We start from the raw sequence: 25,910 nt of genomic DNA on the forward strand, positions 1-25,910 counted from the left end.
AGCTAACAATGGCTATAAGTAATTGCTTGTTCTCGCCTACTTCTGAAAATCCTCGCGGATTTTCAGTTTGGTGTGTACTTGCAAAGTTAAGTGCTAACCCACGCAACTACTCATAGCCGAGACCGTTGTAAAACATTTGACCAAAATGAGCGTATTCATAAGTTACTCAACCAAAGACAGCAAATTCGTTAATGAATTATCAGCTGAACTTATTAAAAACCGAATAAATATTTGGTTGGACAAATGGGAAATGCAACCAGGCGATTCTCTAATTGACAAAATCCAAGACGGACTTACAGACTCATCATTTTTATTGGTCGTTTTATCTGAAAATTCAGTTCAGAGCGAATGGTGTAAAAAAGAATTGAATTCGGGATTAATGCGTGAAATAAAGGAGAAAAAAGTTGTTGTCATTCCGATACTATTAGATGATTGTGATGTTCCTGTTTTTCTTCAAGAAAAAGTTTATGCTGACTTTAGAGATAAATTTGAAACTGGTTTTCAAGAATTAATACGACCATTGGCAAAACTTTCGTCTGACAAAATGGGTCGACATTCTAAAAATGAAATTATTACTGATTATTCGATAAATTGGGGAATAAACGAAAGAGATTTATTTTACACACATATCGATATTGTTAGTTGGCATCAAAAAGATCATAAAACAATATTATTACAAATAATGATAGAAGGCTCTGAAAGTGCTACCCAAAGATTCAATATGCATTTAGAAATGGGAATGAACTCATTAATGAAAGATACAATTATATCAATGTTTGCAATGAGTGAAGAATATAAATCATTAAATATTTATATTGAAAAAGATAAAACATATAATTTTCATTCTACTGTAAAAGATTTAAAAACAGATATGAAATTTGATATTAGAATTAGAGGAGTTTTAATGGGAGTGGATACTGGAAACGATATAGTTTTAAATTTTATTGACTTTATCGAAATGCTTGACCAAACAATTACAAATCGAGAATAAAAAACGTTTTACAACAATGGCTATAATTAATACGGGTTTAGTGTTAAATCAAAAGGAAAGTGTACTTTTATAAGGTCGTCAAATCATTTTGATTTGACTTTTGAAAAGAAAAAATAAAAGCAAACAAAATGCTTCGCCTTAGTGCTAAATCGGAAAGCCTCAGCTTCCCTATTCCCGCACTAATCATAGCCGAAGCCGTTGTGCATCATTAAAATTCAAACTCAAAAAATGGAAGTAAAATATCATTCTGAAAAAATTTGGACAATTGATAATTTCTTGACAGAAAAAGAGTGTGAAGAATTAATCCTTATTAGTGAACAAAAAGGATACGAAGAGGCGACAGTAAGTTTAGCATCTGGAGCAAAAATGATGAAAGGAATAAGAAATAATTCTAGATTAATCCATACAGACAAAAACCTCGCTGATAAATATTGGGATAAATTAACTGGTTTTTATCCTGAAAAAATTGATGATAATAAAGCTACTGGTTTAAATGAGAGGTTTAGGTTTTATAAATATGAACCTGAACAAAGGTTTAAGAGGCATATTGACGGAAGATTTAAACGAGATGAATTTGAAGAAAGTAGAATAACATTTATGATATATTTAAATGATGATTTCAAAGGTGGTGAAACAAAATTTAATGATATTACAATAATTCCAAAAATTGGAACTGCTTTATGTTTTATTCACGAACAAAAACACGAAGGTGTATCTATTGAAAAAGGAGAAAAATATGTTTTGAGGTCAGATATTATGTATAGAAAAATAACGACTGCACAACACGGTGTATAAAACATAGCTTAGAAGTACTTATCCCAAAGGTTTGTATATATTTAGAAAGTCCGCCAAATTTTTAATTTGGCTTTAAAACATAAAATTAAAACAAAATATAAAAATTTGGCTCTGTGTTAATCCGAAAAGTTAGTGTCTTTTTACACGCTACATTTCATACACTGGACCGTTGCTGGACGATACCTACGGTCGTTCAGGCCATTTCGCTGGCGCTCAATTCTCTCCTGAACTTATAAATTAGATCCACGCGTGTCTTCCTCTCGCAAACTGCGTTTGCTCGTCGGAGACAAGTCGCTGTAATTTGCTTTTATCTAACTATATTTATAACCTAAACAATTTAACACTAACCAGCGTTACTGGTACCGTCCACAACTTCGGTTATAGCAAATTTGTGCATTCCTCTCATGCCGCTTTCGCGAAAGCGCACTCGTCGGATGCAAGAATGGCTACCGTACACTCTAGAATGCTGCGCATTCTGCGTGAACTCGCCATAACCTGTGCGTGTTGCCCATAATTAAAAAAATGAACCGATTAATAATCATACTTTTTCTTATTTTAGGTTTTTCATGTTCTGAAAAGAAAGCAAATGCTGAGTTATTAAAAGAAAACAATATATTAAAAGGTAGAATCTCTGAATTAGAACAAAATAATGCTGAATTGAATAAACAGAACTCAATTCTTAATTCATTGAAATCTGAGAATTCACAGGATAAAATAACAGAATTAAGAGATTCTAAAGTAGTAGAATTACTCGATGAGCGACTTTCAAAAGATACATTGGATTTAAAAAAATATGGAAACGAATATGTCTTCGAAAGAAATGTTGTTTTGACTAAATTAGATAATAATTTATTTGCAGAAGCTTTTGCAAATATCCGAGAACAACTAAATTCTTATGGTTATTCTGTTTTTAGCATTTGTGATGGGGAATCATTGCCTCTTGAAATGTGTAATTGTACAGATTCAATTTATATAGTTATTGAGCCAGAAGAACTTGGAGAAGAATATGAATTATATCGTATTGGCTCTTTTTATAATGTAAATTTAGTTTCGTTAAAACGCATTGAAAAAGAAAACTTTGAATATGATTTTGAATTGATATTTGAACATGGAAAATATCCAAGAAAAAAGGAAAAAATCAGTTTGAACGAAATGAAATTAAAAAATAACTATGGGCAACAATGGCTATAAATAATTGCTTGGTCTGTGCTTACTCGGAAAATCCTTCGGATTTTCCAGCTTGTCGTGTACTTGCAAAAGTCTGTACTAACCAACGCAACTGTTCATAGCCCAGACCGTTGGCAAACATTTGACCAAACCAAAAACTGAAAGAAAAAATTGAAAGCTGAATTTATTTACCAACCTACTTCTGGAGAATATGAAGAAAAAATTTTTGACATAAATACAGTTTGGAAAAGTCAAATTTGGAGTTGGACAAAATTCACAACAAAAGACGGAATTGAATGGATTGGAACTTTTCGTGGAGAACCAATAAAAACTGCAATAGCTGAAAAAATAAATCAAGTCGCAGTTTTGACAAGTGATGGACTTTATATTTTGGATATTGATAAAAAAGAAACTCTCTTTTTTGACCAACAAACTGACTTTAGAGAATTAGCTGAATCACCAAGAAAAGACCAATTCATAATTGCGGATTATGACCAAATTGGAATAATTGACAAAGATTTTAAAACAAAATTTATAAATCTCGATTTCGGAATTGACAATATTGTGTTTAAAAATTACATTGGAACGAAATTGAGAATTAATTTTGAGAAACTACCTGATTATGAAATTATAAATGGAGTTTTAAATACTGAAAACTGGAAAATTGAAACGGAATAAAAACGATTTGCCAACAATGTATAACCGCAATTACGGCGGATTCGACTACGTCCGAATCCACTCGGAATTGCTAACGTCATTGCTTAACCGAAAATCATTAACTTTAATCCCGTAACTGACGGTTATACTAACCGTTGCTGGACGATACCTACGGTCGTTCAGGCCATTTCGCTAGCGCTCAATTCTCTCCTGAACTTACCGTCCAGCAACACGCACAGCATACGCTGTAATTTGCTTTTATCTAACTATATTTATAACCTAAATAACTAAACACTAACCAGCGTTACTGGTACCGTCAACAACTACGGTTATAGCAAATTAACGCTAATGGCTACCGTACACTCTAGAATGCTACGCATTCTGCGTGAACTCGCCATAACCTGTGCGTGTTGTACGCAAGCTGAAAATCACGCTCGAATAAAATTATAAACACCTTTTCCTTCGGCTACTAATACATCCTCTTGAAATGCTTTCATTTTGGTCACCATTATTCGATTTCCCATTCTGACCAATTTTCCTTCAAAAACTAAATCATTTCCATCTGCAAATCTCAAATAATCTACTCTCAAGTCTATTGTTGATAGTTTATCTTCTGGCGAATTGAAGTTGGCAATTCCTATAGCGCCACCAACAGAATCTAAAATTGTAGCTATAATTCCACCGTGCCAATGATTAGTACGAATGTCACCGACTAAATCTTTTCTAAATGGCACTCGTACTTTAATGAAATCCTTTTCAACAATTTCAACTTTTAATCCAAAATGTTTATGAATTGGGATTTCTTCTTCTGCCAATTTTATCAATCTTTCTTTTGTCTTTATATCCATATAACAGATTTATAGCATTTCACCTCTTGCAGGATAGCCTGACTGAACGATATAATCTACCGCTTTTACAAATGACGGCAAATATGGTCTTCCCCAAGGGTTACTGTTTATAGCTGAATAATAAACTTGGTTGTTATTGTCAATTAAAAATAATCCTGGTTCACTAAACTCACTTGGTTCACCATCTTTTACACCTGCACTTAAATACAAAGCCCAATCTCTGGCTGATTTTTCAGATAAACCATAGCCCAAAGTAAGATTAGACAATTCCCACTTTTGACGAGAAAGTCTTGCTCTCTTTTCAGAATCCATACTTACTGCTACTACATTAACACCTCTTTGCTCAAATTCTGGTAGCAATTCTTGTAATTGTTGTAAATACTTTTTGCATAGTGGACAATGTAACCCACGATAAAAAACAACCAAAGTAAAATTGTCTGGATTTTGGTCTGCTAAATTCCATTGATTTCCTTCTAAGAATGGAAACTGTAAATCTGGTGCTGTATGTTTTGGTGTTGGTCTATTCATAATAAATACTTTAAAAGTTTGCTTTCAAATGATTTTCAAAACGAATAAAATCATTCTCTATTTCTGGATTTTTCATTACATCATATGCCATAAATGTTGGTAATGGTTCAAAACCAAACCATTTAAAATTAAGATGCATTGGTTTTAAAAGTTCATCTTCACTCATTCCATTAAAAAATGTTTCCTCTGGATTATTAAAAGCTTCTTTTGGTGCATTAGCCGTTACTGACATCATATACTTTCCGTTTAACTTTCCACCCAATCCGTAATTCTTCTTCGGTGCTTCTTTACTTCTTCCATCACCATCAGACATTTCGCCCATCATACCCATCGAAAAAACTTCATCAATGTATTTTTTAAACGACCAACTTACACCCATCCAGTTCAATGGTGTTTGAAAAAAGACCACATCTGCCCATTTGAATTTTTCGATTTCTTCATTGACATCATAATTGTCCTCCATTGTAGTCTTCTTGATATTGTAACCATTGCTCTTAAAGTAACTTTCTGCTTTTTCAGTTAAAGTTGCGTTTAATTTTCCTTCAGAAAATGGATATTTCTGATGACCGTTGATTATAAAAAAATTTTCATTTTAAAATTTTAATTACATTTGTATCGCAAAGAAACTAATATTAGTTTAAAAAGAAACTATTTAATTTTCATTTGAACAAATAGTGGTAACCAAAAAGTAACTAATGGCAAGAAAATATATAGACAACCCGAATGCTTGTTCGCTTGTGCATACAATGAACATAATTGGCAATAAATGGAAACCGATTATTTTATACTTATTATCGAATGGTTCAATGCGGTTTGGAATGTTAAATGCACTTATTCCTACAATCTCAAAAAAGGTGCTGACTAATCAACTGAAAGAATTAGAAAACGATGGATTACTTTTAAGACAGTCTTTTGCTGAAATTCCACCAAGAGTTGAATATTCATTGACTGAAAAAGCAGTTGGACTTTTGCCCGTTTTAAGAATGTTAAGTGATTGGGCAAATGAAGCTTATCCTGAAATGGATTTTGAACAATGCAGAATAATAGAAAATGGAAAAGCCAGCGTACAACAACGTGTATAAGCAATAGCGGTTTAAGTGCTAAACTCGAACTTTATTTCACTTAAAATAAGTACATTGTTAATCGAAAAGTAGTCGCAAAAAATCCGCTACTGCTCATACACGAGACCGTTGCTGGACGATACCTACGGTCGTTCAGGCCATTTCGCTAGCGCTCAATTCTCTCCTGAACTTACCGTCCAGCAACACGCACAGCATACGCTGTAATTTGCTTTTATCTAACTATATTTATAACCTAAACAACTAAACACTAACCAGCGTTACTGGTACCGTCAACAACTACGGTTATAGCAAATTAACGCTATTGGCTACCGTACACTCTAGAATGCTGCGCATTCTGCGTGAACTCGCCATAACCTGTGCGTGTTGTGTGTCATTTAAGAAACTAAATGCAAAAATCAAATTCAATATTTCTTAAAAGCCAATTGACTAAATTTCTGACTGAAATTAGAGTTGAAAATTATTCGATTGAAAACTTTGACAGTACTGAATACATTGTCGAATTTGACCCTGAAGAAAAACAAGACCCTAAAACGAATTCTGATGATATAATGAGACTTTGGTCTCTTCCGAACATAATCGGAAAACAAATTAAGCTGAATGAAGTGTGCGATTGGTTAGTAACTTACAAAAACGAGATTCCACTTTGGATTAAAATAAGACGGACTGACCAAAATAATGTTCTGAAATTACTGATTAGTAAAAGATTTCGGAAAATGAATATAATTGAGGAATGGCATCAACTGAATGAATACAAACCACTAATAAATGAAAAAACGCCACACAACAATGTATAACCGCAATTACGGCGGATTCGACTACGTCCGAATCCACTCGGAATTGCTAACGTCAGTGCCAAACCGAAAAATTTGCGTACTTTAACCCGTAACTGACGGTTATACGAGACCGTTGCTGGACGATACCTACGGTCGTTCAGGCCATTTCGCTATCGCTCAATTCTCTCCTGAACTTACCGTCCAGCAACACGCACAGCATACGCTGTAATTTGCTTTTATCTAACTATATTTATAACCTAAACATTTAAACACTAACCAGCGTTACTGGTACCGTCAACAACTACGGTTATAGCAAATTAACGCTATTGGCTACCGTACACTCTAGAATGCTGCGCATTCTGCGTGAACTCGCCATAACCTGTGCGTGTTACCCACAATATGAGAAAACCGAATATGACACAAACTTTACTCTTCATTTTAGTAATCGGAATAGGATTATTTTATGCAATTAAATATGGAAATAAAGCCAAAAAGATATTGCTGAATATCAACAAAAAACTGAAAAACAAACTGAACAAAATCCTTATCCTGATATGCGGAAAATGGCATTTTCAGTTACCGCCGAACAATTGGAATTAAATGGAACTAAAGACAATGACGTTTACGGAATTATAGCGGAAATGGATATGGGCGGAGCGATTGCCACAGTTGTAACTTTTATTCCTGGAGACACAAGTTTATATTTAAGTACTGGAGCAGGATTTATTGGCGCAGGACAACACGAAGACGTTCGGAAAATTGTAAAAAGATTTGTGGAAAATGGACAACAATATTTGGTTAAAGCAAACAAAATTGAGAAACCTGAATTGCCAAAAAGCGGAATGACAAACTTCAATTTTTTAACCGGAAATGGAATTTATAGCATAGCTAAAAATACAAGTGAACTTGAATCTGGAAAATCGGAATTTTCAAATCTGTTCGCTGAATTGAATGAAGTAATAACACAAATCCGACTGAAAAGCGGTGGATAAAAAATACTGTGGGTAACAATGGCTATAATTCATTGCGGTTGAATTCCTTATCGGAATTCAACGCAAGTTTGCTATCTTTCGGCTACGGCGGAAAGAATCCTGCGGATTTTTCCGCAACGAAATCATAGCCGAGACCGTTGCTGGACGATACCTACGGTCGTTCAGGCCATTTCGCTAGCGCTCAATTCTCTCCTGAACTTACCGTCCAGCAACACGCACAGCATACGCTGTAATTTGCTTTTATCTAACTATATTTATAACCTAAACAACTAAACACTAACCAGCGTTACTGGTACCGTCAACAACTACGGTTATAGCAAATTAACGCTATTGGCTACCGTACACTCTAGAATGCTGCGCATTCTGCGTGAACTCGCCATAACCTGTGCGTGTTGTACACCATTTGAGAAAACCGATAGAAAGAATTGAAATTAGGAGAAATTTATAAAACAGAATTTGACGAAAGGCCATTTAGAATAATCGGACTTGATGAATACGAAGTCTTTTATGACTGTTTGTGGTCTGAAAATAATTGGACTTTTTCAGAGAAATTTAGAGGAAAAAGTATTTTTTACAGAATGTCAACTGACTTTTTTAAAAGTAAATCGGAATTAATTGATTTTAAAGAATTGACAGAAAAGGAACTCAAGTATTTCCGACCTGACTTACCTATGAGATTCGGACGAACAAAAAAAATTAATTGGAACTCATTTGATACTGACGGAATTGAAAACTTAAAATCTGAATTTAGTAATCGGAAATTAAATACGAACAAAATTGTTCTGGTTCCAATTGGAAAAAAAGGTGGTTATCAAAAAGGAGAAATTATAGAAAGTGAATCGAAATTATCGAAACTTGATATAATTTTAAAAGCAAAAGAAATTCAAGAATCACTGAATGACCAATTAAGTAACGGAATTGGATTTTACAGGTTAGGTTATGAAAAAGGATTACCAAGATATTCGATTGGCGAATATTTAGACCGAGCAGGAATAATGACAGAATAATTATGAGTTGGGATATTGTACTTTTTAATTCAAAACAGAAAATAAAATCAGTTGCGGAATTGGATGAAAATCAACTCGAACCGACTGATTTTGATGGGATTTTGGGCAACTCATTTGACCGAATTAAAAAAGATGGAAATCACAGAAAAATAATCGAAACTGATTTCACAATTGACTTTATTGTTCATAATGAACCCGTGAGCAATACAATGTTAAGTTTATATGGAGAAAATGGACTTTACGAACTAATTGAATTAGCAAAAAAACATAATTGGCAAATTTATGACTCTGGAATTGATGGAATGGTTGACTTGGAAAATCCAGAGAAAAACGGCTTTGAAAATCACAGAAAATATGTCCAACAAATATTGAAACGGAAATAAAAACGGTGTACAACACCGTATATAATTTATTGCTGGCTTTTTGCCTACTAACGAAAGTCCTCGCGGACTTTCTTTGTCCGTAATTATTTACTAAATTAGTTGCTTGAAACACGCAACAAACCATATACAACAACGTTGCTGGACGATACCTACGGTCGTTCAGGCCATTTCGCTAGCGCTCAATTCTCTCCTGAACTTACCGTCCAGCAACACGCACAGCATACGCTGTAATTTGCTTTTATCTAACTATATTTATAACCTAAACAAATAAACACTAACCAGCGTTACTGGTACCGTCAACAACTACGGTTATAGCAAATTAACGCTAATGGCTACCGTACACTCTAGAATGCTGCGCATTCTGCGTGAACTCGCCATAACCTGTGCGTGTTGTACACAAGCTAAAAAAAACCGAACTTAAATTGATAAAAAAGATACTCATTGGAATTTTATTACTTGGATTTATAGCAATAATCGGATTTGTTGTTTTAATGACAAACTTTGAGCTTTTCGACGAACCAACTGAAACGGAATTGAAAGCGGAATGCGATTACGAAGGTTTACGGAAAGTAAAAATGACACAAGAAAGCGGAAATGCGACCGCAAATCGTTCGATTTTAATTTATGCGACTGATTGTGGAATTGACGAAAAAAACTCTGAACTGATTTTCGTGGCAAGTGCTGGATTTATTAAACCAAAAGATGTAAGTTTTAAATGGAAAAGTTTCGACACCTTGACAATTAAATACAATAAAAAGTTGGAGATTTTTGAACAAAAAAAGGAATCGGAATCAGTAAATCCGAAAATAATATTTGAATATATAACGGAATGAAAAGCCAGTGTACAACAATGTATTATATTAATTAACCTAAAAACCTCTTATAAATAAAGGGTTTCAAAAGATTAATTTAAAATGGGTACAACATAGGTATAACATTTTAACCTATAAATAGAAGTGATCTAAAAGTATAAAAAAACCGCTTCTAAATTAATAGAAACGGTTTTCAAAATGTATTTAAACTTAAAGTTATTAAGCAGCCGTACCAGAGCCTAAATACACACTATTTGATACTTGACTACCATCAGCAGAAACAAACGCCATAAATAGCTCTACTGTGTCTCCTGCATAGGTGTTTGGAATAGTTACCGATTGAGAACCTGCTGTTCTGTCTGCACCATCTAAAATATAAACAGATTCTTTTTTACTTGGATTGTAAACTAATACCATTGCTTTATCCGTTGCATTTGCGTTACCCTCTGCCGAGTTATCACCCCAACCAAAATCAACTTGTCCTGGTGTTGTTAAGTCAGTAGTTCCGTTTAACACTCCTGATAAAGAACCTCTACTCAATAAAGCTAAAGAATAATCGATTGTGAAGTTAGGCGCAATCCCTCCTACTGCATTATTTAACACATAAGACATTGCAGCATTAAATTCAGTTTTCTTTGTCGCAAAAGACTTGTAACCGACTTTTAAAAACTCTTTATTTGGTTGTAAATATTCCAATGTAACCGTAAATTTATTACGTTGGTTTACTTGTCCCTCTGTTCGAGGATTCGCCACACTTGATGGCTTAATTCTGATGTAGTCAATACCTTTCCAACTACCACCAATTACGTTACCTACCTTATCAGATAATCCGCCTAAAATTCCTTGAGAAATCTTTCCCATAATATAAAACAATTTAAAATTAAACTCCTTTGGATTTGGTACGGACTTTATATTGCTTTAAAACCTTTATTTCACTATTAATATAACCAAAATAATGCCATTTTGTTACTGTTTTAGCCTTGTTAGACGCCTTTGCATTAGGCTTCTTTACTTTGCATTAGTTTGAAACAATTACGAATGTATGCAACCTTTAAAACTGCCATTTTATCAATGACATTTTGTAACTCTTTTTCTTTTTTGCTGATAACCTCAACCGCTTTAATGTGTTTTTGCATCTGGTCTTTTATGTTTGAAGTAGATTTTAACCCTTTTTTAAGCGTGTTTCTACAATCATTTACAGAAATAAACGGAATAACACTACCTTTTAAATAATAAGCGTAAAAACCGCCTATTTGCAACATCATAGACAAGTGAAAAAGCGTGTTTTTCTCTGTTTCCGTTTTTGTGATTACTACAAAACAGTTAGGACAAGGATTTGAAAGCGGTTTCCCGCTGTTAAGTCCTTTGTTTAGGATAAAAAAATGAGGTTGCGAGTAGGTTCTTCCGATTTGGTGTGTTTTCAGTTCAAAAGTTGACATAGCTATCCAATTTAAAATTGCTTCGCTACGCTTCGCACCATTATTTTTTTTGAAAAGAAAAAAAGATAGCCTCTATTGTTGTGGCGTGGATGAGGCTGTCAAGGTTTTTGGATAAAAGTTTTTTGAGTTAAAATGTTTAATGAAATAGAAGATATATTTTGAAAAAAGTTTTATTCAAAACCCGTAGGGCTTGACCTTTATAGCCTTGCGCGTTGGCTGTGGTAGCCACATATATTTGCTACCTTTTTTTATTTATTGACTGTTCTTCTAAAACATCTAAAATATCTTGTTTTTTGTATAGGATTCTGTTTCCCATACGAATTGGATTTAAAATACCGTGTTTATTCCAAGAATGTATTGTTACCAAACTGATTCTTAAATATTCGGCGACTTCTTGTCTTGTTAGTAATTCATCATTTTTAGATTTTGATAGTTCTTTAAGGTAATCTTCAATTTTAAGTAATAATTTATCTGCTACCTTATCGGCTAATTCATCAACTGTGACTTCTGTAATTTGGATTGTTTTTGTAATCATTTTGAAATGTATTTAATTTATTGAACAATATTTTTTGGGGCATAAACTCTTAAAAAAATAGGTTTTAGTACCGTATTGAGCGTTGGATGAAGCGTTTGTATGGGTAGCGTTTTAAATAGTTGTTTGATAAAACAGCATTTAAACAAGCTACTTATACAGGACTTTTAGACAATAGCTTATTGCTTTTTTGAGGTACGATAAAAAGTAATGTGCTATGGCGTAGGACTACACTTTATAAACCTATTTTTTTATAACCGCTGACTTGGGTGGTGGGGAAAAGTGGACTATGATATTTGTTAACGAAATGAAACAAACAAAGACTTGAGGTAAGGAAAACTTGGACTTAACGATGGTTTTGTGCAGCTTGAATGAGATAACGAATATTATTATCAATTAACGTAACCCTTAAAATGTTCAGATGTTTAATTTTAGTTCAAAATGTGGTTTAATGTTCGGAAATGCGCGTGGGGATAGCGGATATTTAGCTCGTTTCATTTTTATTTTAAATTAATGTACTCGTGAATATCCACAGTTTAATTTTAGTTCCGATTTGTGCGGATGGTGAGTGGATATTTTACATAATACCAGTTATAGCTACAAAATGCATTAACACTGCGATAGCAAACCTTTGAAAAGTGCCGTTTGCTACTATAACTTGTATTATGTAAACATAGCTTGGGTAATTTATGGTGTGAGCGTTGGCAACAGCTCTTTGCTTTTTTGTTGTACCATTTAAAAACAATAGTAGAATAAAAAAAATAAGCAATGTGCTGTGTGTGGGTTGGCAACCAAAAACTACAAACGCATTGGATAGCGGAACAAAATAAAAGACAGAGGATTTTGAGGTACGAAAAAACTGGGTTTTATTGTGTGGGGATTTATTTAACTAAAATTCTAGGATCTATTTCTGGATTATCTTCTAGCATTACAATTTCATTATGAAATACAATAACTATTCTATTTTGATTTAACTCCTTCATTAACCTTTTTGATAAAAACGAAACACTTTCCTTAAATACCTTTTCATCTAATGGGAACTTTGGGTAGTTAATAAATTCTATTTTTAATGATGAATCTACCTGTCCGCTTAAAACTATTTCACATTCTGATACTGCTGCACTCAAATAGATACTTTTATCTTGAATTAATTGATTTTGATCCTCTTGAAGGTTCACTATAACCTCTGATTTAGGCCACAAGTCTTTAGTATAACCTTTTTGTAAACCTATAGTAACTGTAGCTGTATATTTTTCTGAATTAATAAATTCCATTATTATACTTTATACCAACCATTGTGTTAGTGTCTTACCATCACAAGTCATAGCGTTTTTTAAATCTTCAACATTGATCTCTGCTAATCCTTTTTCTTTATAAGTTGGATTTATGGCTTTAGATATCCATTCTAAATCATATGGTCCTTTTAAAATATTGTCCAATCTATCTCCAGGCTTATACGACTCGATAGGTGTACCTGTACTTTTGGCAAAATCAATCGTTTCTCTAGTCCACAGGTTAAATGAGAACTTGGTAGATGTAAAGGAAATTGTTCTATTATTATTCACTTTATAAACGTTTTCGACAACAACAACTTCTGCTGTATAAGAAATATCAGGTAAGTCTATTTGGAATGTTTTATTTTTTCAAGTACAATATCCTTTATTGGTAGCTGTAGATTTTGTAATTCATCAATAACTTTAAATCCATCTTCTATATCATTTTTATAAATGGGGCTTTTAATATCATCGTGCGACATTGGATTAAAAAGAATTGATTTATAAATTTTTATACTATCAATTAATTGAATTGGAACTTCTACTTCAATATCTGAATAATATAATCTTAACCTATCAATCATAGTGTCCAATTTTAAGGGCTTTAATGAACCGTTTTTTTCTTCACTATGCGTATAGGTTCTAGGAAGTTTGTCTCTTAACGTTTTTTCTAAAACCTTTCTTAAATAGTTTCCAGCAGCAGGAAAATCATAAGCATCAAAATAATCTTTTGCTCTTTTTAAATCATCTTTTTCATTATCAATTATAGCCGGACCATTAGCCCCCTTGTAAAACTCCAGAAACTTCCAGTCGGTCAATTGAACCTTGGCTACTTCATACCAGTGCCTGTCATAAGTGGTGATGAAAATTTGAAATTCTTGAAACTCTGATTCTTTTAAAAGCTTTATTAATTTTAAACGATGTTCATTATCTAAACCTATTAGTATATCATCTAGAAATAGAATTTTAATTTCTTCCGAAAATCTAGACTGTCTCAATATTGCGGCTAAAAAAATACTTACTGCAATTGCAGAAAGTTTAGCCTCATTCAAAGCGAAATGAGGATAATGGCTATCTAAAGAAGTTCCATCACTTTCAATATTTAATAATATTTTACTTTGTGATATACCGCCCCATTGATTTACTTGAATACTATGCCTATTAAATTCTATTTTTAAGCCAGGAACTATTTTTTTTAAAACATCATTAACAGCAGGTGCTAAATAATCTGGATTACCACTTAAAAAGAGCTTATTTAGGGCATTATTAAACGCTAGTGCTTTGCGTTCAACAGAAGCCTTTTTTTGTCTATGCTGATTAAAGTCTTTACCTCTACCTACCGTTTTTTTACTTTCTTTTAATACGTCTTGCCATAATTCACCCAATTCAATTCCACCTGTAATGGTTTGAGATTTAAAATGCTTTAAAACGCCATTTATGATTAAGTTAAAAACGTTCAGTTCATCTTTCAGCTTAACATTGTGAACACCTAACAAATGTTTGTAGGTAATGAAACTCTTTAGTCTATTACAATCTGTTATTGAAGCTGCATTAGTAGTTTTTGTACTTTCATTTAGTGTGAATTTTGCATTTCCATCAAATTCAACTTCAATAGCACAATCTGTTTCACCATCAGTAAGATAGAGGTTACGCAAATTAGCCATATCGATATTCTCAACACTCGATTGAAAAAAATCTTTAAGTGCATAATAAACAGAGCTTTTACCACTACCGTTTTCCCCATAGATAAAAACATTTTTACCACCTACTTTAATATCTTCTGAACGCTGAAAAGCCTTGTATTTATTTATGGTTATGTTTTGAATTTTCATCTGCTAATTCTTTATTGTTTTTTAATGGTCAGATGGAATTCGCCTAAACATTCTCAAGAGTATTGAGATATGTTCTAGCTCATTTCATCATTAACTCACTTTAGCTCCTTTAGATTGGTTATGATGCGCACATAATAACTCGCCATTTTCTAAAATAGTTTGACCTCCTTTAGCGTGTGGAAAAACGTGGTCAGCTTGATAATTTGACCAACTTACTCTAGCTTCTTTTTCTGGTTTACCTTCACGTAGGCACTCCTGACATAAGCCTTTACCATCACGATAAATTATGATTCTTTGTAACTCTGAAAAAGCTCTATTTTCATCCTTTTCTTTTAACTCAAAATTGTTATCTCTTAAATACTCGAAAAAGATTTGTCTCATAATTCTATCTCTGACTTCTAAATCGTGTTCTCCTTGTTGCCTACGATTACTAAACGTTAACATATCGGTATCTTCAGAATCTTCGTAAGTTTTCCAACGTGTATGAAAAGCATAAATAAATTCACGAACTGTATTTTTGGTATCATCATCTAATACATAATGCATTCTTAAATGACGGATGAGCATATATACAGAAATGATGAAATACTCTACTGAAAACTCTTTTATGCCGTTTTTATCGTCTAACATTGGGTCATCTTTAAAAATATCGTAGAATACTTTTAAATTTTTACGTACCGCAATAGCTTCATTATTATTCTCAAAAGTGTAATCTCCTATACCATTAGATGTTTTGGATTCTTCAATAAACTCTGTTATTTTTTTATCGCCTAATTCGGCATAACCATCATTTTTTTCAATAAGAAGAAACCTCGCCATAAATTGTAAATGCTTCATTCTTTCATTATCTACATTCAATAGTTTGAAAAATGGCATTTTATCTGGATTACTATCTATTGGCTCGTATTTGTTATAATCAAAGGTTAAGTCATCAGCATATTTTACTATAAAATTTCTACTTAAACTTGATAATTGCGCGTGTGCAACTTCCATATAGTTTAAGGTTTCGCCTTGTTGTAACCTCCAAAAAATCTCGGTAGCAATAATTTGGTGGTTTACATTATTTGGTTCATCGATGTTTAAAATAACATCGGCTTGGTAGGTTAAGGATCTATCAATAAACTTTCGGACTTCTGAATTAAGGTCTTTATAATATTTACCTGCAATACCTTCACCTAAATCTGCCAATGTTTTTGGCAATTTGTATTTATTTTCAAAGAACTCCTGTACCGTGGTAATTCTTTGTTGACCATCTACAATTTCATTAACTGTACGTTCATCACTTAATCGTACTCTACGAATAACCAATTTGGGAATATAATATCGTCTAAACAAACTATCCATTAAGGCTTGTTTCTTTTTTACCTTCCATACTGCTTTACGCTGATATGGTGGTCTAGTTACAAACTCATCTTTGTATTTATGAAAGTCTTCAATAGGAAAACTTTCTGGAACTATTGTGTATTCTGTTTTTGGATTGAATGCCATATTTTATTCTCTTCTTTATTACTTTAGTTTTGTTTTATCTATATAGTGAGCCGATAGTGAGCCCTTATACAATATTAATAACGTATTGTTTTACAGAATTTTAATGTATTTCCTTTTAAAAACTGTAAAAAGATGAGCCCTTTTATCATAAACACATTATATCTTATTTACTGTTCTCTTCTTAATCAAGAAGTTGTAATTAGTTCTTTAAGTTTATTAGTTATTTCATAACCACCTGTTCTATTAGAACCCTTAAATTCTATAGCATTAAGTTGTTTTAAACTACTAATATGTCTTTCTATAGTTTTATAAGGTCTATCTAATTTATCAGCAATCTCTGAAGCTTTAATACTTTTTTCTTTAAGAATAAGAGCTATAATATCATAATAAGATTCTCTAACACTTTTAGAAACACCCTCATTTATTCCCTCACTTATTCCCTCATTTATTAAAATATCTATTCCCTCATTTATTCCCTCATTTATTCCCTCACTATAATTAAAAGGAACAACAACATCTGGAAAAGTAACTACAACATTTTTATCTTGAACTTTCCAGGAAGGAACTTTAAAACCAAGTTCTTTACAAAGTGCTATCATTTTAACAGTACCAATACCAATTTTTTCAATCCAACTTCTTAAAAAGAAAATATGTGCTATATCAGGGTTAACAGGGATAGATAAATGATCTTTAGAAAGAGACTTAACACTTATACCTTTAGGCAAACTACCATAACTACTTATTTGCAATTTATCTGGATAGATATTTATAGCAATACTACTAGAAAAAGACGCATAGTCTCTATGGATAAAAGCATTAAGAATGGCTTCTCTTATAGCTAGTCTTGGAAAAGGACTTACATCTTTTCTTTTCCAATCAGAATCACTAAACGAACTTGAAATACCATAAGCCAAATCAAAAAAATCTGTGATTTCTCTAATAGACTTAAAAAGGTTGTTTTCAAAAATTTTATCATATAAAATTCTAGCACCAGTTTTATCAGTATTAAACACAGATAACCTTACCCTTACTTGAGGAAAAAATTTTACAGGGTTTTTACCAAATAAAACTACAGCTGCATTGGTAAAATCTCCATTTTTATACAATCCATACTTTGATAAAAATTGTAAAGGTTCTTCTGGTACACTTTTTTCTCTACCTGCTTTTATAGATTCTTTAATACAGTCATTTACTTCAGATAAGTCTATATCATCTATATCTACTTCAATAGCAGGTTTAGTTTCCAACGTTGATTACGTAAGGCATCTTTATGGATTAAATCTGCTAATTGTTTTGAATTAGCCTGAATAGTAGTTGCACCTTTTCTAAAATAAACTGCACCATTATATATGTAAGGTTGATTAGTACCTTGCCAAACCGACACCACTAATACATCTTTATTATTAATTGATTGCGTATCAACAGATATGGCGGGTTCTGGTACAATACTGTTTATGAGATAGGATTGTAATTCCTTACCCTTATTCTCTATATCTTGAATACCCATAGCCTTTTTATCTTCACTTAATCCAATAATAAGCTGACCACCATCTCTATTTAAAAATGAACAAATTACTTTTGCTGCAACTTCTTTATCAAAATTTGCTTTAAATTCTAGTGTGGTAGATTCCTCTTTTTTGAGAATATCCTCTATATATGTAAAACTGTCCTTCTTCATAAATCATTCATTTTATCAATTATACCTTGTATACGATCAATATCTGTAAACTGTGTTTGAATTACTTTTTTAATATCATTCAAATCAAAAAACTCATCTGTCCAATGACCTATACGTTCTTCTGGTGGTATATCATTTTGTATGGTATCATCATACATATTTATTACTCTAATATCATCCATTAGTTTTGTTCTTGCATAAGCAAAATCAGGATTTGGGTCTCCGTTAGGTAAAAATCTGTATTGTTTAAGTAGTACTCTAGCAACTCTAATATCTCTATGAGCGACAAACCACCTAGGCTTTTTCAGTTCTATCGCTCTTTTCATTTCTTCGTGGGTTATAGATGTATCTCCAATAACCCCTGACCCATAAAAAGGACGTAAAACACCAAATAAAACATCGCAATTATTAACAGCCTCTATACAATTATCTAAATTTGATTTTGTTGGGTCAGTTGGCATTGTTTTATAATGAGAATTAACAGGATGGTATCCCATTTGCTCAAATAGGCCACAAATCTGGTTTAGTTGGTCTTCATAGCCATAGACTGAAGATGCTATCATTATTTCTATTTTTCCATCTGCTGTCATTAATTACGATTTTAAAGCTTCTCTAATAATACGTACCTCTTCTATACTGTCTAGGGTTTCTATAGCAAAACGAACAGGATGGTCTGGGTGATACAAACGCTCGTACTCACTTTGTATAGTACCTAACTTTTCTTCTTCACTCATACTATCATTGATAGGTTTGAGGTCTTTAAGGTGTTTTAGAATGGTTTTATTGACGGATTGAAATTCTGATTTAAACAATATTTCATAAACGATAGTATCAATTACTAATTCATAATAATTTGAAATAGCACTTTCTTTCGATTTGTCCTTATAAAGTCCTTTATAAAATGTCAGATAATCTACTAAAATTGTTACGGTTTTATCATAAGTATCAATTGGAAAAGGAATGGGTAAGTTCTCTAAAAAAGATTTTTTGTATCTGTATTTACCAACTAGTTCGCCACCTGCATAAAAAATCTTAAACATAACAGTAATAGCTTCCGAATTTAGAAAGGCTATTAACCATTTTAAGTTTTCACCTGTGATTAAAAAAGAGCTTGCCTCTGGATAAAACCTCTTGGTATCGAAATAAAATTGTGGTTCTGAAACAATTTCAGAGTAAACTATTTTATCTTTCTCAATTTCACTCATATAAGCACAATTACGCAAATTGGTCCAATGCATTCCTTTGTCACTTCTTTTTTGAATTTTAGGACTAAAAGATTTTAGATAATCGAATATTTCTGGAAAATCTACCTCTATTTTTATCCTCGGGATGTTTTCTGAACGAAGGCCATTATGAGCATTAATAAGATAAAGTCCTTTAAAATTGCAATAATATTTTCTTGTATCACGTCCTCGAAGTATAGGTTTTAGCACTTCTTCGCTATCTGAATTTTCAGAAACAAACTGATTTCTTAATTCTGTATCGATAATAAATGCTTCATTCAAACCTGTTTTTATACCATAATTTATTTCAATTTGCCAATTCTTTAGTTTAACCCCTACTTTCTCAATCTTTTTTTAATAAGAATCATTTCTTTTGTAGAAATTGTCCAAACCTCTTCATTTAAATAATCTAGATGAATTGAGTTTTGATGAAAATGCTTAACTAAATATGCTAAACTATTAGCGTGAAACTGGCAACCCAAAAACTTATTTTTAAAAGTTTCTTTTTCAAATAATAATATATTTGAATGTACGATAGCGGTAGAAAAAATCATTTCTTGACCAAAATCATATAATAATTTTGGATTTGTTTTTGTCAAAAAGAAGTTTCTGGTTGAAGAGCCATAATTTGCTCTTAACCACTTGTTAGATGTTATATAGCACAAATGACCTCCTCTTCGAAGAATAGTATTACCCTTTTCATAAAACAACTCATAAATGTCACCTGAAGATGAGAGTGTTTTAAAATTGAGTTTCTTGAAAACATCTTTAGTTTCTTTATCGAACCTTTGTATTTGGATATAAGGTGGATTACCAATCACCACATCAAAACCTCCTTTTTCTTTCCATACTTCAGAGAAAAATAACTCGTAATCAAAATCTATAGGGTAACCTTCAAAATCTTCAGCAGCTTCTAAAACGGTTTGTATTTTATTATTGATTTCGTTTCGTAAGCGTTTCTTTTCTTGCTCGTTAGTTTCTTTATAAAATTTCTTTTTTAGAATTTCAAGTTCATCTTTCAATGTTGGGTATCTGTCTGCTCCTTGTGGTGGCAAACCAACAAGGGAATTACCACAAACAATTTTATAATCGAGGTTTGGTAAGGTTTCTATAGGTTCTAAATCGTCTTCATCTACCACTAAAGAGAGCCATAAACGTAAACGGGCGATATCTATCGCAGAACGGTCTATATCTACACCATAAATGCTCTCTTGTATAATGTGTTTCTTTAAACGGTACACATAACGGCTTTCGCTAACGCTTTCTCGTTCGTGGAAATCAAATTCTTTTAATTTATTATTTAGGTAATTGTAGCTTAAATGTGGTTTTAATATTAATTGTGCCGTTACCAACTCGTGCAACAAACCAACAGGAAAAGCTCCAGAACCAATAGCAGGGTCACAAATGCGTATTTCGGTTAGTTTTTTATCTATAACATCGGCATTATTACGTACAGTTTCTGGTAATAAGAATTTATATGTTTTGGTTTCACCACGTTCTGCCACACGCACATCGTTTTCTAATGCTAAATGCCCTTCGCGTATGTATTGCTCTATATCTTCTTTGGGCACAACTGTTTTATTGTCTTCATTTAAAGCATTATCTAAATAATGTATTAAACTTTCTTGACACATATAGTGTACAATTTCACGAGGTGTATAGAACGCTCCTTTACTCTTCCGTTCTTTAATCTCTAACATATTTTCGAAGACTTTCCCCAACATTTCAGGGTCTACCGCTACTTCTTTATCAAGAGGTTCGTCTTCTTTAATGGTAAAGTTGTAACGGTCAAACACATCTAGGATTCCTGTTCTTTTATCCTCACGCTCTTCACCACTTCTAAAAAAATCTTGTGGAATTGAAATATTGGCGTTTTGCCAATCGTATTGTGCTTCAAAAAGTCCTCCATTTAAAAATGGAATACGACAGTTGAAACGTGAGTAAAACGAATTATTGTTATCACGCTCTTTTGCCAATGCTTCATAGAACAAATATTGTAAATAGTCTTTAAAGAAATTGACATTTTCTTTTTGTGCCTTTTCAAAAAGTTTTTGCACAAAGTGTTTATCGCCATTTCCCCAACGTTCATCTTTCGGCACACCTAACCACCCTTTTTTCTGCAAAAAGTATAAGAATACAATTTGGCCTAATAACTTTTTGGTAAAGCCTGACGCATCTAATTGGCTGTCTTGAAAAATGGATAAATCTTGTTTTTCAAAATACTCATAGACTTTAATGTATAAGCTTTTGTATTGTTCAAAAAACTCATCGGTTACACGTTCTATACTAAACGCTTTTTCTAACTCTGAAATGGTTGGATTATTCGCAATGTTTTGTAAAAGCGGTAATAATTGTGTTTTAGCGGTATGCGATTTCTCGTATTTCCCAACCAAAAAGGAATAACGCTTTGCAGGTGTAAATTCCTTACGCATTTTTACTTTTTGCTTTTCTTCATCTAAATAGGATTGATGCTCCATTTTTATAAAAGAAAAACGCCAGTCGAACCCATCATCTTCTTTAGAATAAAACGCCACTAAAGCATAGTCTTTCTCAAAATTGTTGAGATGCTTAATTACAAAGTTTCGTAATGCTGTTCTTGCTCTTTCCAGTTTAGAGACATTTTTTACCTGAACAATCAAGACGTCTAAAGCTTCGCCTTCAGGGTCTATGTATTTACCAATGCGTTTGTAGTAGCTTACGTGGTCGCGTTGGTCTTCCCAAATGGTATTGCCACTATATTTATTCGGTTTTATTTCAAAGTCGTTTAATAAGTTTTGTATGAAGTTTGTAAACTGTGCTTCATCAAACGCATTGTTAAACGTTTTATCAATTAGGTTAATAGCTGAATTTTTATCCATAATTACTTATTGGTAATATATCCTGAAAGAATGACTTCTCTTTTCTGAAATTTTTTATTGTTTTTGTTGGTAATATCCAACTGAATACGACCAAACTTGCGTAATACTTGCAATACTTGTAAAGGTTCTATCACTTTTTCCAATTCTTTTTTTACAATTTGAGCTGTTTTCTTTGCCATTTTACCTTCTTTAAGCGTTGCCTTTACTGCTGCTATAAATTCTTCATCGGTTTCCGTAAAGCCTTTAAAATTTTTAAATAGCTTATCTTTTATGATGCGGTCTTCAATGTATTTAGCATTAGAACGTCCTTTATTACCACCTGTTTCTTCTTTTGATGTGGTATCAAGCGTAAATTTTGCTCTATTAGTTTGCAACATTGTAAAGAAGTTTTCGGGGACTTTAGCTCTTGGCGTTTTTGGTGTACATTCTAATTCTTGAACAGCATCAAAGAACGTTACCTCATTGGATTTACCACTTTGAAACTGATAGAACTTTTTGAGTTTGCCAATACGGAAAAAAGTTAGCATTGTTTGTAATTCAACATCATTATTATTAAAACCACTACGAGCCTTTTTTGGTAACTTTTTAATACGCTCGAATAAGTCGGCTTCATTATCTCTGATGTTTCTAATGATTTCTAAATATTTTAATTCGGAATCACCAACCTCATCTTCTCCTGAATACGCTTTTTTATTATTTAAGGTATTGAATAACTCTTGACTACCAAACTCTTCACCATCACTTAAATATTTAGCATCTTCACCTAAAATATCGTGAAACATTTGAATTTTATTCGTGATATTTACTTCAAGTCCTAAATGCGCATCGGAATGCGTAGTAGGGAAAAAGTTGTAGATATATACAAAAGGAAACGCACTACCTAAACGATTTACACGACCCGCACGTTGTAATACACGAGTTGGATTCCAAGGTAAATCGTAATTCACCAATACATTTGAACGGTGTAAGTTGATACCTTCTGCTAAAACATCTGTAGTTATTAAAAATTGAATATCATTAACTTGGTCTTTCTTTTTTCGGTTAGGGTCGAAATTACATTGGATAATATCTCTTGACACATTGTGATTAGATAGCAACGTATCGTTAGTATGTCTACCGCCTTTACTTGAAAAGAACATTACTTTTTCAGGAAACTCTTGCAATAAGGCTTCATATAAATAATCTCCAGTTTCTTTGGATTCTGTAAAGATGACAAGTTTACTTTTTTTGAGTGTTTTATCTGCTTTTAAGTCTTGAATAAACTTTTCTAGTTTTGGGTCCTCATTAACTGATGACCATAACTCTTTTATACCTTTTAGAATATCGAGGTCTTTTTGAAGTAAGTCCGGATAATTCTGTGTAAAATCTTCTGATTTGTATTTATGAGCCTTATCTTCATTTACCAACTCTTCTAGTTTATCAATATCATCGTTTTCCAATAAATCATATACATCTACTTTTTTACTTATGTAGATAGTACCTGATTTGTACATATCGATAAAGTTTTGATAAGAATTAATAAACCTTTCTATACTTTTTCTAAACGCATAAAAACTACTCTCTAAACGCTTAACCAGAATGCCTTTCATAAAGCCACCGACGTTACGCTGTTGCTGTTTTTCAAATTCCGTTAATTGCTTATTCCCTTTGTAAAATAATAAAGGCGTATAACGGGCATAAGTAAACTCTAATAACTGTTGAATGGTAGACTTAAAAATGGCTTCTAAATTACCTTCGTATTGATAAACAATTTTGCTTGGATCATTAAGGGTTGGGAATACCAAGCCTTGTTTTTGCATATCATTTTTAAAGTAGGTCATAACATCATTACGTGTTCGCCTTACCATTACATAACGCAACACATTGTTACGAATATCATCAGATATTTCTTTAATAAGATGCTTGTATTCTGGGTCTGCTTTATCTACCTTATTCAATCTTGTTCGTAAACCTGCAAAATATTTTTCCAGATTTATTACCCCTGGAATAGTTGAATTTTTGGTGATTGGAATAATTTAAGTTGAGCAAAAATATCGTTAATGGTATTGTTGAGTGGTGTTGCAGTAACAAGAATTACTTTTTTGTTATTACAAATTTCCAATAAGTCTGCATAAGCTTGTGTACCTTCATTTCTAAACCTATGTGCTTCATCTACCACGATATAATCGTATCGTTCTGTTCCCTTTTTTAAAATATGAGTTAGCTTTCCTAATGATTCAACCTCAAAACTTCTAATACCAAAATCAAAAAGAGAGTCTTTCCAATATTCTTTTAATACAGGTGGACAAATTACTAATGTTCTACCTAATAATTGTTGTAATAATAAAGCTGTAATGAATGTTTTACCAAGTCCTACTACATCAGCTAAAAACACACCATTATACCTATCTAATATTTTCTTCGCTTGTATGGCCGCTTGACTTTGATATTTAAGTTTCATAAACCCATCAGGTAGAAATGGGTCGAACTCATCTTCTAGATTTATATCTTCTTCAAGATATTCGTAAATTAACTTTAAGTACAATTCATAAGGCGTGATATTTTCACTTAACCACGTTTTATTTTCAATAGTATCTATAAAATCTTCTGAAATATCTACAGATTCAGCCCATAGTTTATTGAATTGGTCTTCAGCAAATAACACATCTCGCTTTGTTCTTAACTCTACGTTAAATTCACGATTAGCAATTAAGCCAGATTCAGAAAAATTACTTGAACCTGTAATAACAAATCCGTAGTCTCTATCTTCTGGTTTAAACTTTCCGATATACACTTTAGCGTGAATATTTTTAGATGGATATGCTCTTATTTCTAATTTTTTACCATTACCGTGATAAGCTTTATCTATTTCAGGGTCTGAACAATCTGCGTTTAAAAAAGCTATGAATTTTTCAATACCCTCTTGAAGTTTGTTTTCAGGTTCTTCAGTATCTTCAATTTCTTCGAGTAAATTCTTTTGATATACTTTCTTGGTTCTTTTATGTGATTCTAAATCCAACATCGCCATTTCTTGGTGATGTGAAATAATATCGTAAGAGTCCTTATCTACATTTAAACCTACCAATATTCTAATTTTCTCTAAAGGCTCAAGAGAATCATATAATCTATGAAAACCACTTAATCTGAAATAGCCAACTAACACATCGAACAATTGTGTATCACGCAAAGTTGATTTGAATCTATTTAATAAACTATGACCTTCTTCATTAGTAAAAAAAGTTAAGTCTGTTTGGTCTATATTTGACATATTCTTATTTACTTCTATTGGTTTTCTATTAAAAGGTCACTCGCCTTTACGTTTAAAATTTCTGCTATCTCATAAAGTACTTCCAGACTTGGTTGGGTACGGTTTTGCACATAACCATTTACCGTATTGAAGCTTTTACCGAGCTTTTCAGCCAACCAGACTTGCTTTATACCTTTTTCTTCTAAAACTTCTTTAATGCGATTCATAATGGAAAATTGAACGATAAATATAGTTATTTACTTTATAGAAATACACTGTTTTGCTTTGTATTTTTATCAAGAAAGTATCACCTCTAATAATTCAG

28 protein-coding genes are annotated in these 25,910 nt (G+C 32.4%); 10 read left to right on the plus strand and 18 right to left on the minus strand.

What is annotated here, in order from left to right:
* Positions 1–145: 145 nt before the first annotated feature.
* The 4 genes from BST93_RS10000 (at position 146) to BST93_RS10015 (ending at position 3,631) form a co-directional block, all read left to right on the plus strand.
* Positions 146–991, plus strand: coding sequence for a toll/interleukin-1 receptor domain-containing protein (locus tag BST93_RS10000; protein ID WP_105019060.1), 846 nt, complete (start codon positions 146–148; stop codon positions 989–991).
* A gap of 228 nt (positions 992–1,219) precedes the next feature.
* On the plus strand, positions 1,220–1,786 hold the full coding sequence (locus BST93_RS10005) for a prolyl hydroxylase family protein (protein ID WP_105019061.1): 567 nt from the start codon (positions 1,220–1,222) through the stop codon (positions 1,784–1,786).
* A gap of 522 nt (positions 1,787–2,308) precedes the next feature.
* On the plus strand, positions 2,309–2,977 hold the full coding sequence (locus BST93_RS10010; protein ID WP_105019062.1) for a hypothetical protein: 669 nt from the start codon (positions 2,309–2,311) through the stop codon (positions 2,975–2,977).
* Positions 2,978–3,124: 147 nt separating this feature from the next.
* Positions 3,125–3,631 (plus strand): hypothetical protein, encoded by a 507-nt coding sequence (locus tag BST93_RS10015; RefSeq protein ID WP_105019063.1) that lies wholly within the window; start codon positions 3,125–3,127, stop codon positions 3,629–3,631.
* A gap of 407 nt (positions 3,632–4,038) precedes the next feature.
* On the opposite strand, the gene BST93_RS10020 is transcribed toward BST93_RS10015, so the two are convergent.
* From BST93_RS10020 to BST93_RS10030, 3 genes are read right to left on the minus strand one after another with little or no spacing between them, the layout of a single operon-like run.
* Positions 4,039–4,458: a hotdog fold thioesterase gene (locus tag BST93_RS10020; protein WP_105019064.1), complete on the minus strand. Its 420-nt coding sequence runs from the start codon at positions 4,456–4,458 to the stop codon at positions 4,039–4,041.
* Positions 4,459–4,467: 9 nt separating this feature from the next.
* Positions 4,468–4,986, minus strand: a complete 519-nt coding sequence (locus BST93_RS10025) for a peroxiredoxin-like family protein (RefSeq protein WP_105019065.1) — start codon at positions 4,984–4,986, stop codon at positions 4,468–4,470.
* A gap of 10 nt (positions 4,987–4,996) precedes the next feature.
* Positions 4,997–5,563 carry an NAD(P)H-dependent oxidoreductase gene (locus tag BST93_RS10030; protein WP_105019066.1) on the minus strand — a complete coding sequence of 189 codons (567 nt, stop codon included), beginning with the start codon at positions 5,561–5,563 and terminating at the stop codon, positions 4,997–4,999.
* Between the two features lie 118 nt (positions 5,564–5,681).
* On the opposite strand from BST93_RS10030, the gene BST93_RS10035 reads away from it, so the two are divergent.
* From BST93_RS10035 to BST93_RS10060, 6 genes are all read left to right on the plus strand, one after another.
* Positions 5,682–6,068: a winged helix-turn-helix transcriptional regulator gene (locus BST93_RS10035; RefSeq protein ID WP_105019067.1), complete on the plus strand. Its 387-nt coding sequence runs from the start codon at positions 5,682–5,684 to the stop codon at positions 6,066–6,068.
* 386 nt (positions 6,069–6,454) lie between these two features.
* Entirely contained in the window at positions 6,455–6,862 is a 408-nt protein-coding gene (locus BST93_RS10040; protein WP_105019068.1) for a hypothetical protein, read from the plus strand.
* Positions 6,863–7,404: 542 nt separating this feature from the next.
* Positions 7,405–7,833 (plus strand): hypothetical protein, encoded by a 429-nt coding sequence (locus BST93_RS10045; protein ID WP_105019069.1) that lies wholly within the window; start codon positions 7,405–7,407, stop codon positions 7,831–7,833.
* Between the two features lie 425 nt (positions 7,834–8,258).
* Positions 8,259–8,840, plus strand: a complete 582-nt coding sequence (locus tag BST93_RS10050) for a hypothetical protein (protein ID WP_105019070.1) — start codon at positions 8,259–8,261, stop codon at positions 8,838–8,840.
* A gap of 2 nt (positions 8,841–8,842) precedes the next feature.
* Positions 8,843–9,223: a hypothetical protein gene (locus BST93_RS10055; protein WP_105019071.1), complete on the plus strand. Its 381-nt coding sequence runs from the start codon at positions 8,843–8,845 to the stop codon at positions 9,221–9,223.
* A 422-nt stretch (positions 9,224–9,645) separates the two neighbouring features.
* Positions 9,646–10,056: a hypothetical protein gene (locus BST93_RS10060; RefSeq protein WP_146105012.1), complete on the plus strand. Its 411-nt coding sequence runs from the start codon at positions 9,646–9,648 to the stop codon at positions 10,054–10,056.
* 198 nt (positions 10,057–10,254) lie between these two features.
* Here BST93_RS10060 and BST93_RS10065 read toward each other — a convergent pair whose 3' ends face one another.
* The 15 genes from BST93_RS10065 to BST93_RS10130 form a co-directional block, all read right to left on the minus strand.
* The gene (locus BST93_RS10065) at positions 10,255–10,896 is read right to left on the minus strand and encodes a DUF6266 family protein (protein WP_105019073.1); all 642 of its coding nucleotides are present in this window, start codon (positions 10,894–10,896) and stop codon (positions 10,255–10,257) included.
* A gap of 137 nt (positions 10,897–11,033) precedes the next feature.
* Positions 11,034–11,474, minus strand: coding sequence for a DUF6943 family protein (locus BST93_RS10070; RefSeq protein ID WP_105019074.1), 441 nt, complete (start codon positions 11,472–11,474; stop codon positions 11,034–11,036).
* Positions 11,475–11,712: 238 nt separating this feature from the next.
* Positions 11,713–12,009, minus strand: coding sequence for a helix-turn-helix domain-containing protein (locus BST93_RS10075; protein WP_105019075.1), 297 nt, complete (start codon positions 12,007–12,009; stop codon positions 11,713–11,715).
* 878 nt (positions 12,010–12,887) lie between these two features.
* Positions 12,888–13,280 carry a hypothetical protein gene (locus BST93_RS10080; protein WP_105019076.1) on the minus strand — a complete coding sequence of 131 codons (393 nt, stop codon included), beginning with the start codon at positions 13,278–13,280 and terminating at the stop codon, positions 12,888–12,890.
* Positions 13,281–13,289: 9 nt separating this feature from the next.
* Positions 13,290–13,571 (minus strand): hypothetical protein, encoded by a 282-nt coding sequence (locus BST93_RS10085; protein ID WP_105019077.1) that lies wholly within the window; start codon positions 13,569–13,571, stop codon positions 13,290–13,292.
* 56 nt (positions 13,572–13,627) lie between these two features.
* Entirely contained in the window at positions 13,628–15,112 is a 1,485-nt protein-coding gene (locus tag BST93_RS10090; RefSeq protein ID WP_105019078.1) for an AAA family ATPase, read from the minus strand.
* Between the two features lie 90 nt (positions 15,113–15,202).
* Positions 15,203–16,600 carry a GmrSD restriction endonuclease domain-containing protein gene (locus BST93_RS10095; RefSeq protein WP_105019079.1) on the minus strand — a complete coding sequence of 466 codons (1,398 nt, stop codon included), beginning with the start codon at positions 16,598–16,600 and terminating at the stop codon, positions 15,203–15,205.
* A 185-nt stretch (positions 16,601–16,785) separates the two neighbouring features.
* A complete protein-coding gene (locus BST93_RS10100) occupies positions 16,786–17,847 on the minus strand; it encodes an ATP-binding protein (protein ID WP_105019080.1) in 1,062 nt (353 codons plus the stop codon).
* Positions 17,820–18,278, minus strand: coding sequence for an AlbA family DNA-binding domain-containing protein (locus BST93_RS10105; protein WP_105019081.1), 459 nt, complete (start codon positions 18,276–18,278; stop codon positions 17,820–17,822). The genes BST93_RS10100 and BST93_RS10105 overlap by 28 nt, the downstream gene beginning before the upstream one ends.
* Positions 18,275–18,868 (minus strand): DUF4062 domain-containing protein, encoded by a 594-nt coding sequence (locus BST93_RS10110; protein WP_105019082.1) that lies wholly within the window; start codon positions 18,866–18,868, stop codon positions 18,275–18,277. Before BST93_RS10110 ends, BST93_RS10105 begins: the two co-directional genes overlap by 4 nt.
* A 3-nt stretch (positions 18,869–18,871) precedes the next feature.
* Positions 18,872–19,783, minus strand: a complete 912-nt coding sequence (locus BST93_RS10115) for a TaqI-like C-terminal specificity domain-containing protein (RefSeq protein WP_181072604.1) — start codon at positions 19,781–19,783, stop codon at positions 18,872–18,874.
* Between the two features lie 53 nt (positions 19,784–19,836).
* Entirely contained in the window at positions 19,837–22,359 is a 2,523-nt protein-coding gene (locus BST93_RS10120; protein ID WP_105019084.1) for an Eco57I restriction-modification methylase domain-containing protein, read from the minus strand.
* 2 nt (positions 22,360–22,361) lie between these two features.
* Positions 22,362–24,296 (minus strand): C-terminal helicase domain-containing protein, encoded by a 1,935-nt coding sequence (locus BST93_RS14315; protein WP_219843752.1) that lies wholly within the window; start codon positions 24,294–24,296, stop codon positions 22,362–22,364.
* A gap of 38 nt (positions 24,297–24,334) precedes the next feature.
* The gene (locus BST93_RS14320) at positions 24,335–25,606 is read right to left on the minus strand and encodes an SNF2-related protein (protein WP_219843753.1); all 1,272 of its coding nucleotides are present in this window, start codon (positions 25,604–25,606) and stop codon (positions 24,335–24,337) included.
* A gap of 14 nt (positions 25,607–25,620) precedes the next feature.
* A complete protein-coding gene (locus BST93_RS10130) occupies positions 25,621–25,812 on the minus strand; it encodes a helix-turn-helix transcriptional regulator (protein WP_105019085.1) in 192 nt (63 codons plus the stop codon).
* Positions 25,813–25,910 lie beyond the last annotated feature (98 nt).

The sequence above is a fragment of the Nonlabens tegetincola genome (genome assembly GCF_002954355.1).
In the GTDB taxonomy this organism is placed as follows: Bacteria; Bacteroidota; Bacteroidia; order Flavobacteriales; family Flavobacteriaceae; genus Nonlabens; species Nonlabens tegetincola.

Excerpts from the sequence above, each read along its gene's own strand:
- BST93_RS10000 (WP_105019060.1), top strand. The coding sequence starts at position 146 with ATGAGCGTATTCATAAGTTACTCAACCAAAGACAGCAAATTCGTTAAT.
- BST93_RS10005 (WP_105019061.1), top strand. The coding sequence starts at position 1,220 with ATGGAAGTAAAATATCATTCTGAAAAAATTTGGACAATTGATAATTTC.
- BST93_RS10010 (WP_105019062.1), top strand. The coding sequence starts at position 2,309 with ATGAACCGATTAATAATCATACTTTTTCTTATTTTAGGTTTTTCATGT.
- BST93_RS10020 (WP_105019064.1), bottom strand. The coding sequence starts at position 4,458 with ATGGATATAAAGACAAAAGAAAGATTGATAAAATTGGCAGAAGAAGAA.
- BST93_RS10025 (WP_105019065.1), bottom strand. The coding sequence starts at position 4,986 with ATGAATAGACCAACACCAAAACATACAGCACCAGATTTACAGTTTCCA.
- BST93_RS10035 (WP_105019067.1), top strand. The coding sequence starts at position 5,682 with ATGGCAAGAAAATATATAGACAACCCGAATGCTTGTTCGCTTGTGCAT.
- BST93_RS10040 (WP_105019068.1), top strand. The coding sequence starts at position 6,455 with ATGCAAAAATCAAATTCAATATTTCTTAAAAGCCAATTGACTAAATTT.
- BST93_RS10045 (WP_105019069.1), top strand. The coding sequence starts at position 7,405 with ATGGCATTTTCAGTTACCGCCGAACAATTGGAATTAAATGGAACTAAA.
- BST93_RS10055 (WP_105019071.1), top strand. The coding sequence starts at position 8,843 with ATGAGTTGGGATATTGTACTTTTTAATTCAAAACAGAAAATAAAATCA.
- BST93_RS10065 (WP_105019073.1), bottom strand. The coding sequence starts at position 10,896 with ATGGGAAAGATTTCTCAAGGAATTTTAGGCGGATTATCTGATAAGGTA.
- BST93_RS10070 (WP_105019074.1), bottom strand. The coding sequence starts at position 11,474 with ATGTCAACTTTTGAACTGAAAACACACCAAATCGGAAGAACCTACTCG.
- BST93_RS10075 (WP_105019075.1), bottom strand. The coding sequence starts at position 12,009 with ATGATTACAAAAACAATCCAAATTACAGAAGTCACAGTTGATGAATTA.
- BST93_RS10080 (WP_105019076.1), bottom strand. The coding sequence starts at position 13,280 with ATGGAATTTATTAATTCAGAAAAATATACAGCTACAGTTACTATAGGT.
- BST93_RS10090 (WP_105019078.1), bottom strand. The coding sequence starts at position 15,112 with ATGAAAATTCAAAACATAACCATAAATAAATACAAGGCTTTTCAGCGT.
- BST93_RS10095 (WP_105019079.1), bottom strand. The coding sequence starts at position 16,600 with ATGGCATTCAATCCAAAAACAGAATACACAATAGTTCCAGAAAGTTTT.
- BST93_RS10105 (WP_105019081.1), bottom strand. The coding sequence starts at position 18,278 with ATGAAGAAGGACAGTTTTACATATATAGAGGATATTCTCAAAAAAGAG.
- BST93_RS10110 (WP_105019082.1), bottom strand. The coding sequence starts at position 18,868 with ATGACAGCAGATGGAAAAATAGAAATAATGATAGCATCTTCAGTCTAT.
- BST93_RS10120 (WP_105019084.1), bottom strand. The coding sequence starts at position 22,359 with ATGGATAAAAATTCAGCTATTAACCTAATTGATAAAACGTTTAACAAT.
- BST93_RS14320 (WP_219843753.1), bottom strand. The coding sequence starts at position 25,606 with ATGTCAAATATAGACCAAACAGACTTAACTTTTTTTACTAATGAAGAA.
- BST93_RS10130 (WP_105019085.1), bottom strand. The coding sequence starts at position 25,812 with ATGAATCGCATTAAAGAAGTTTTAGAAGAAAAAGGTATAAAGCAAGTC.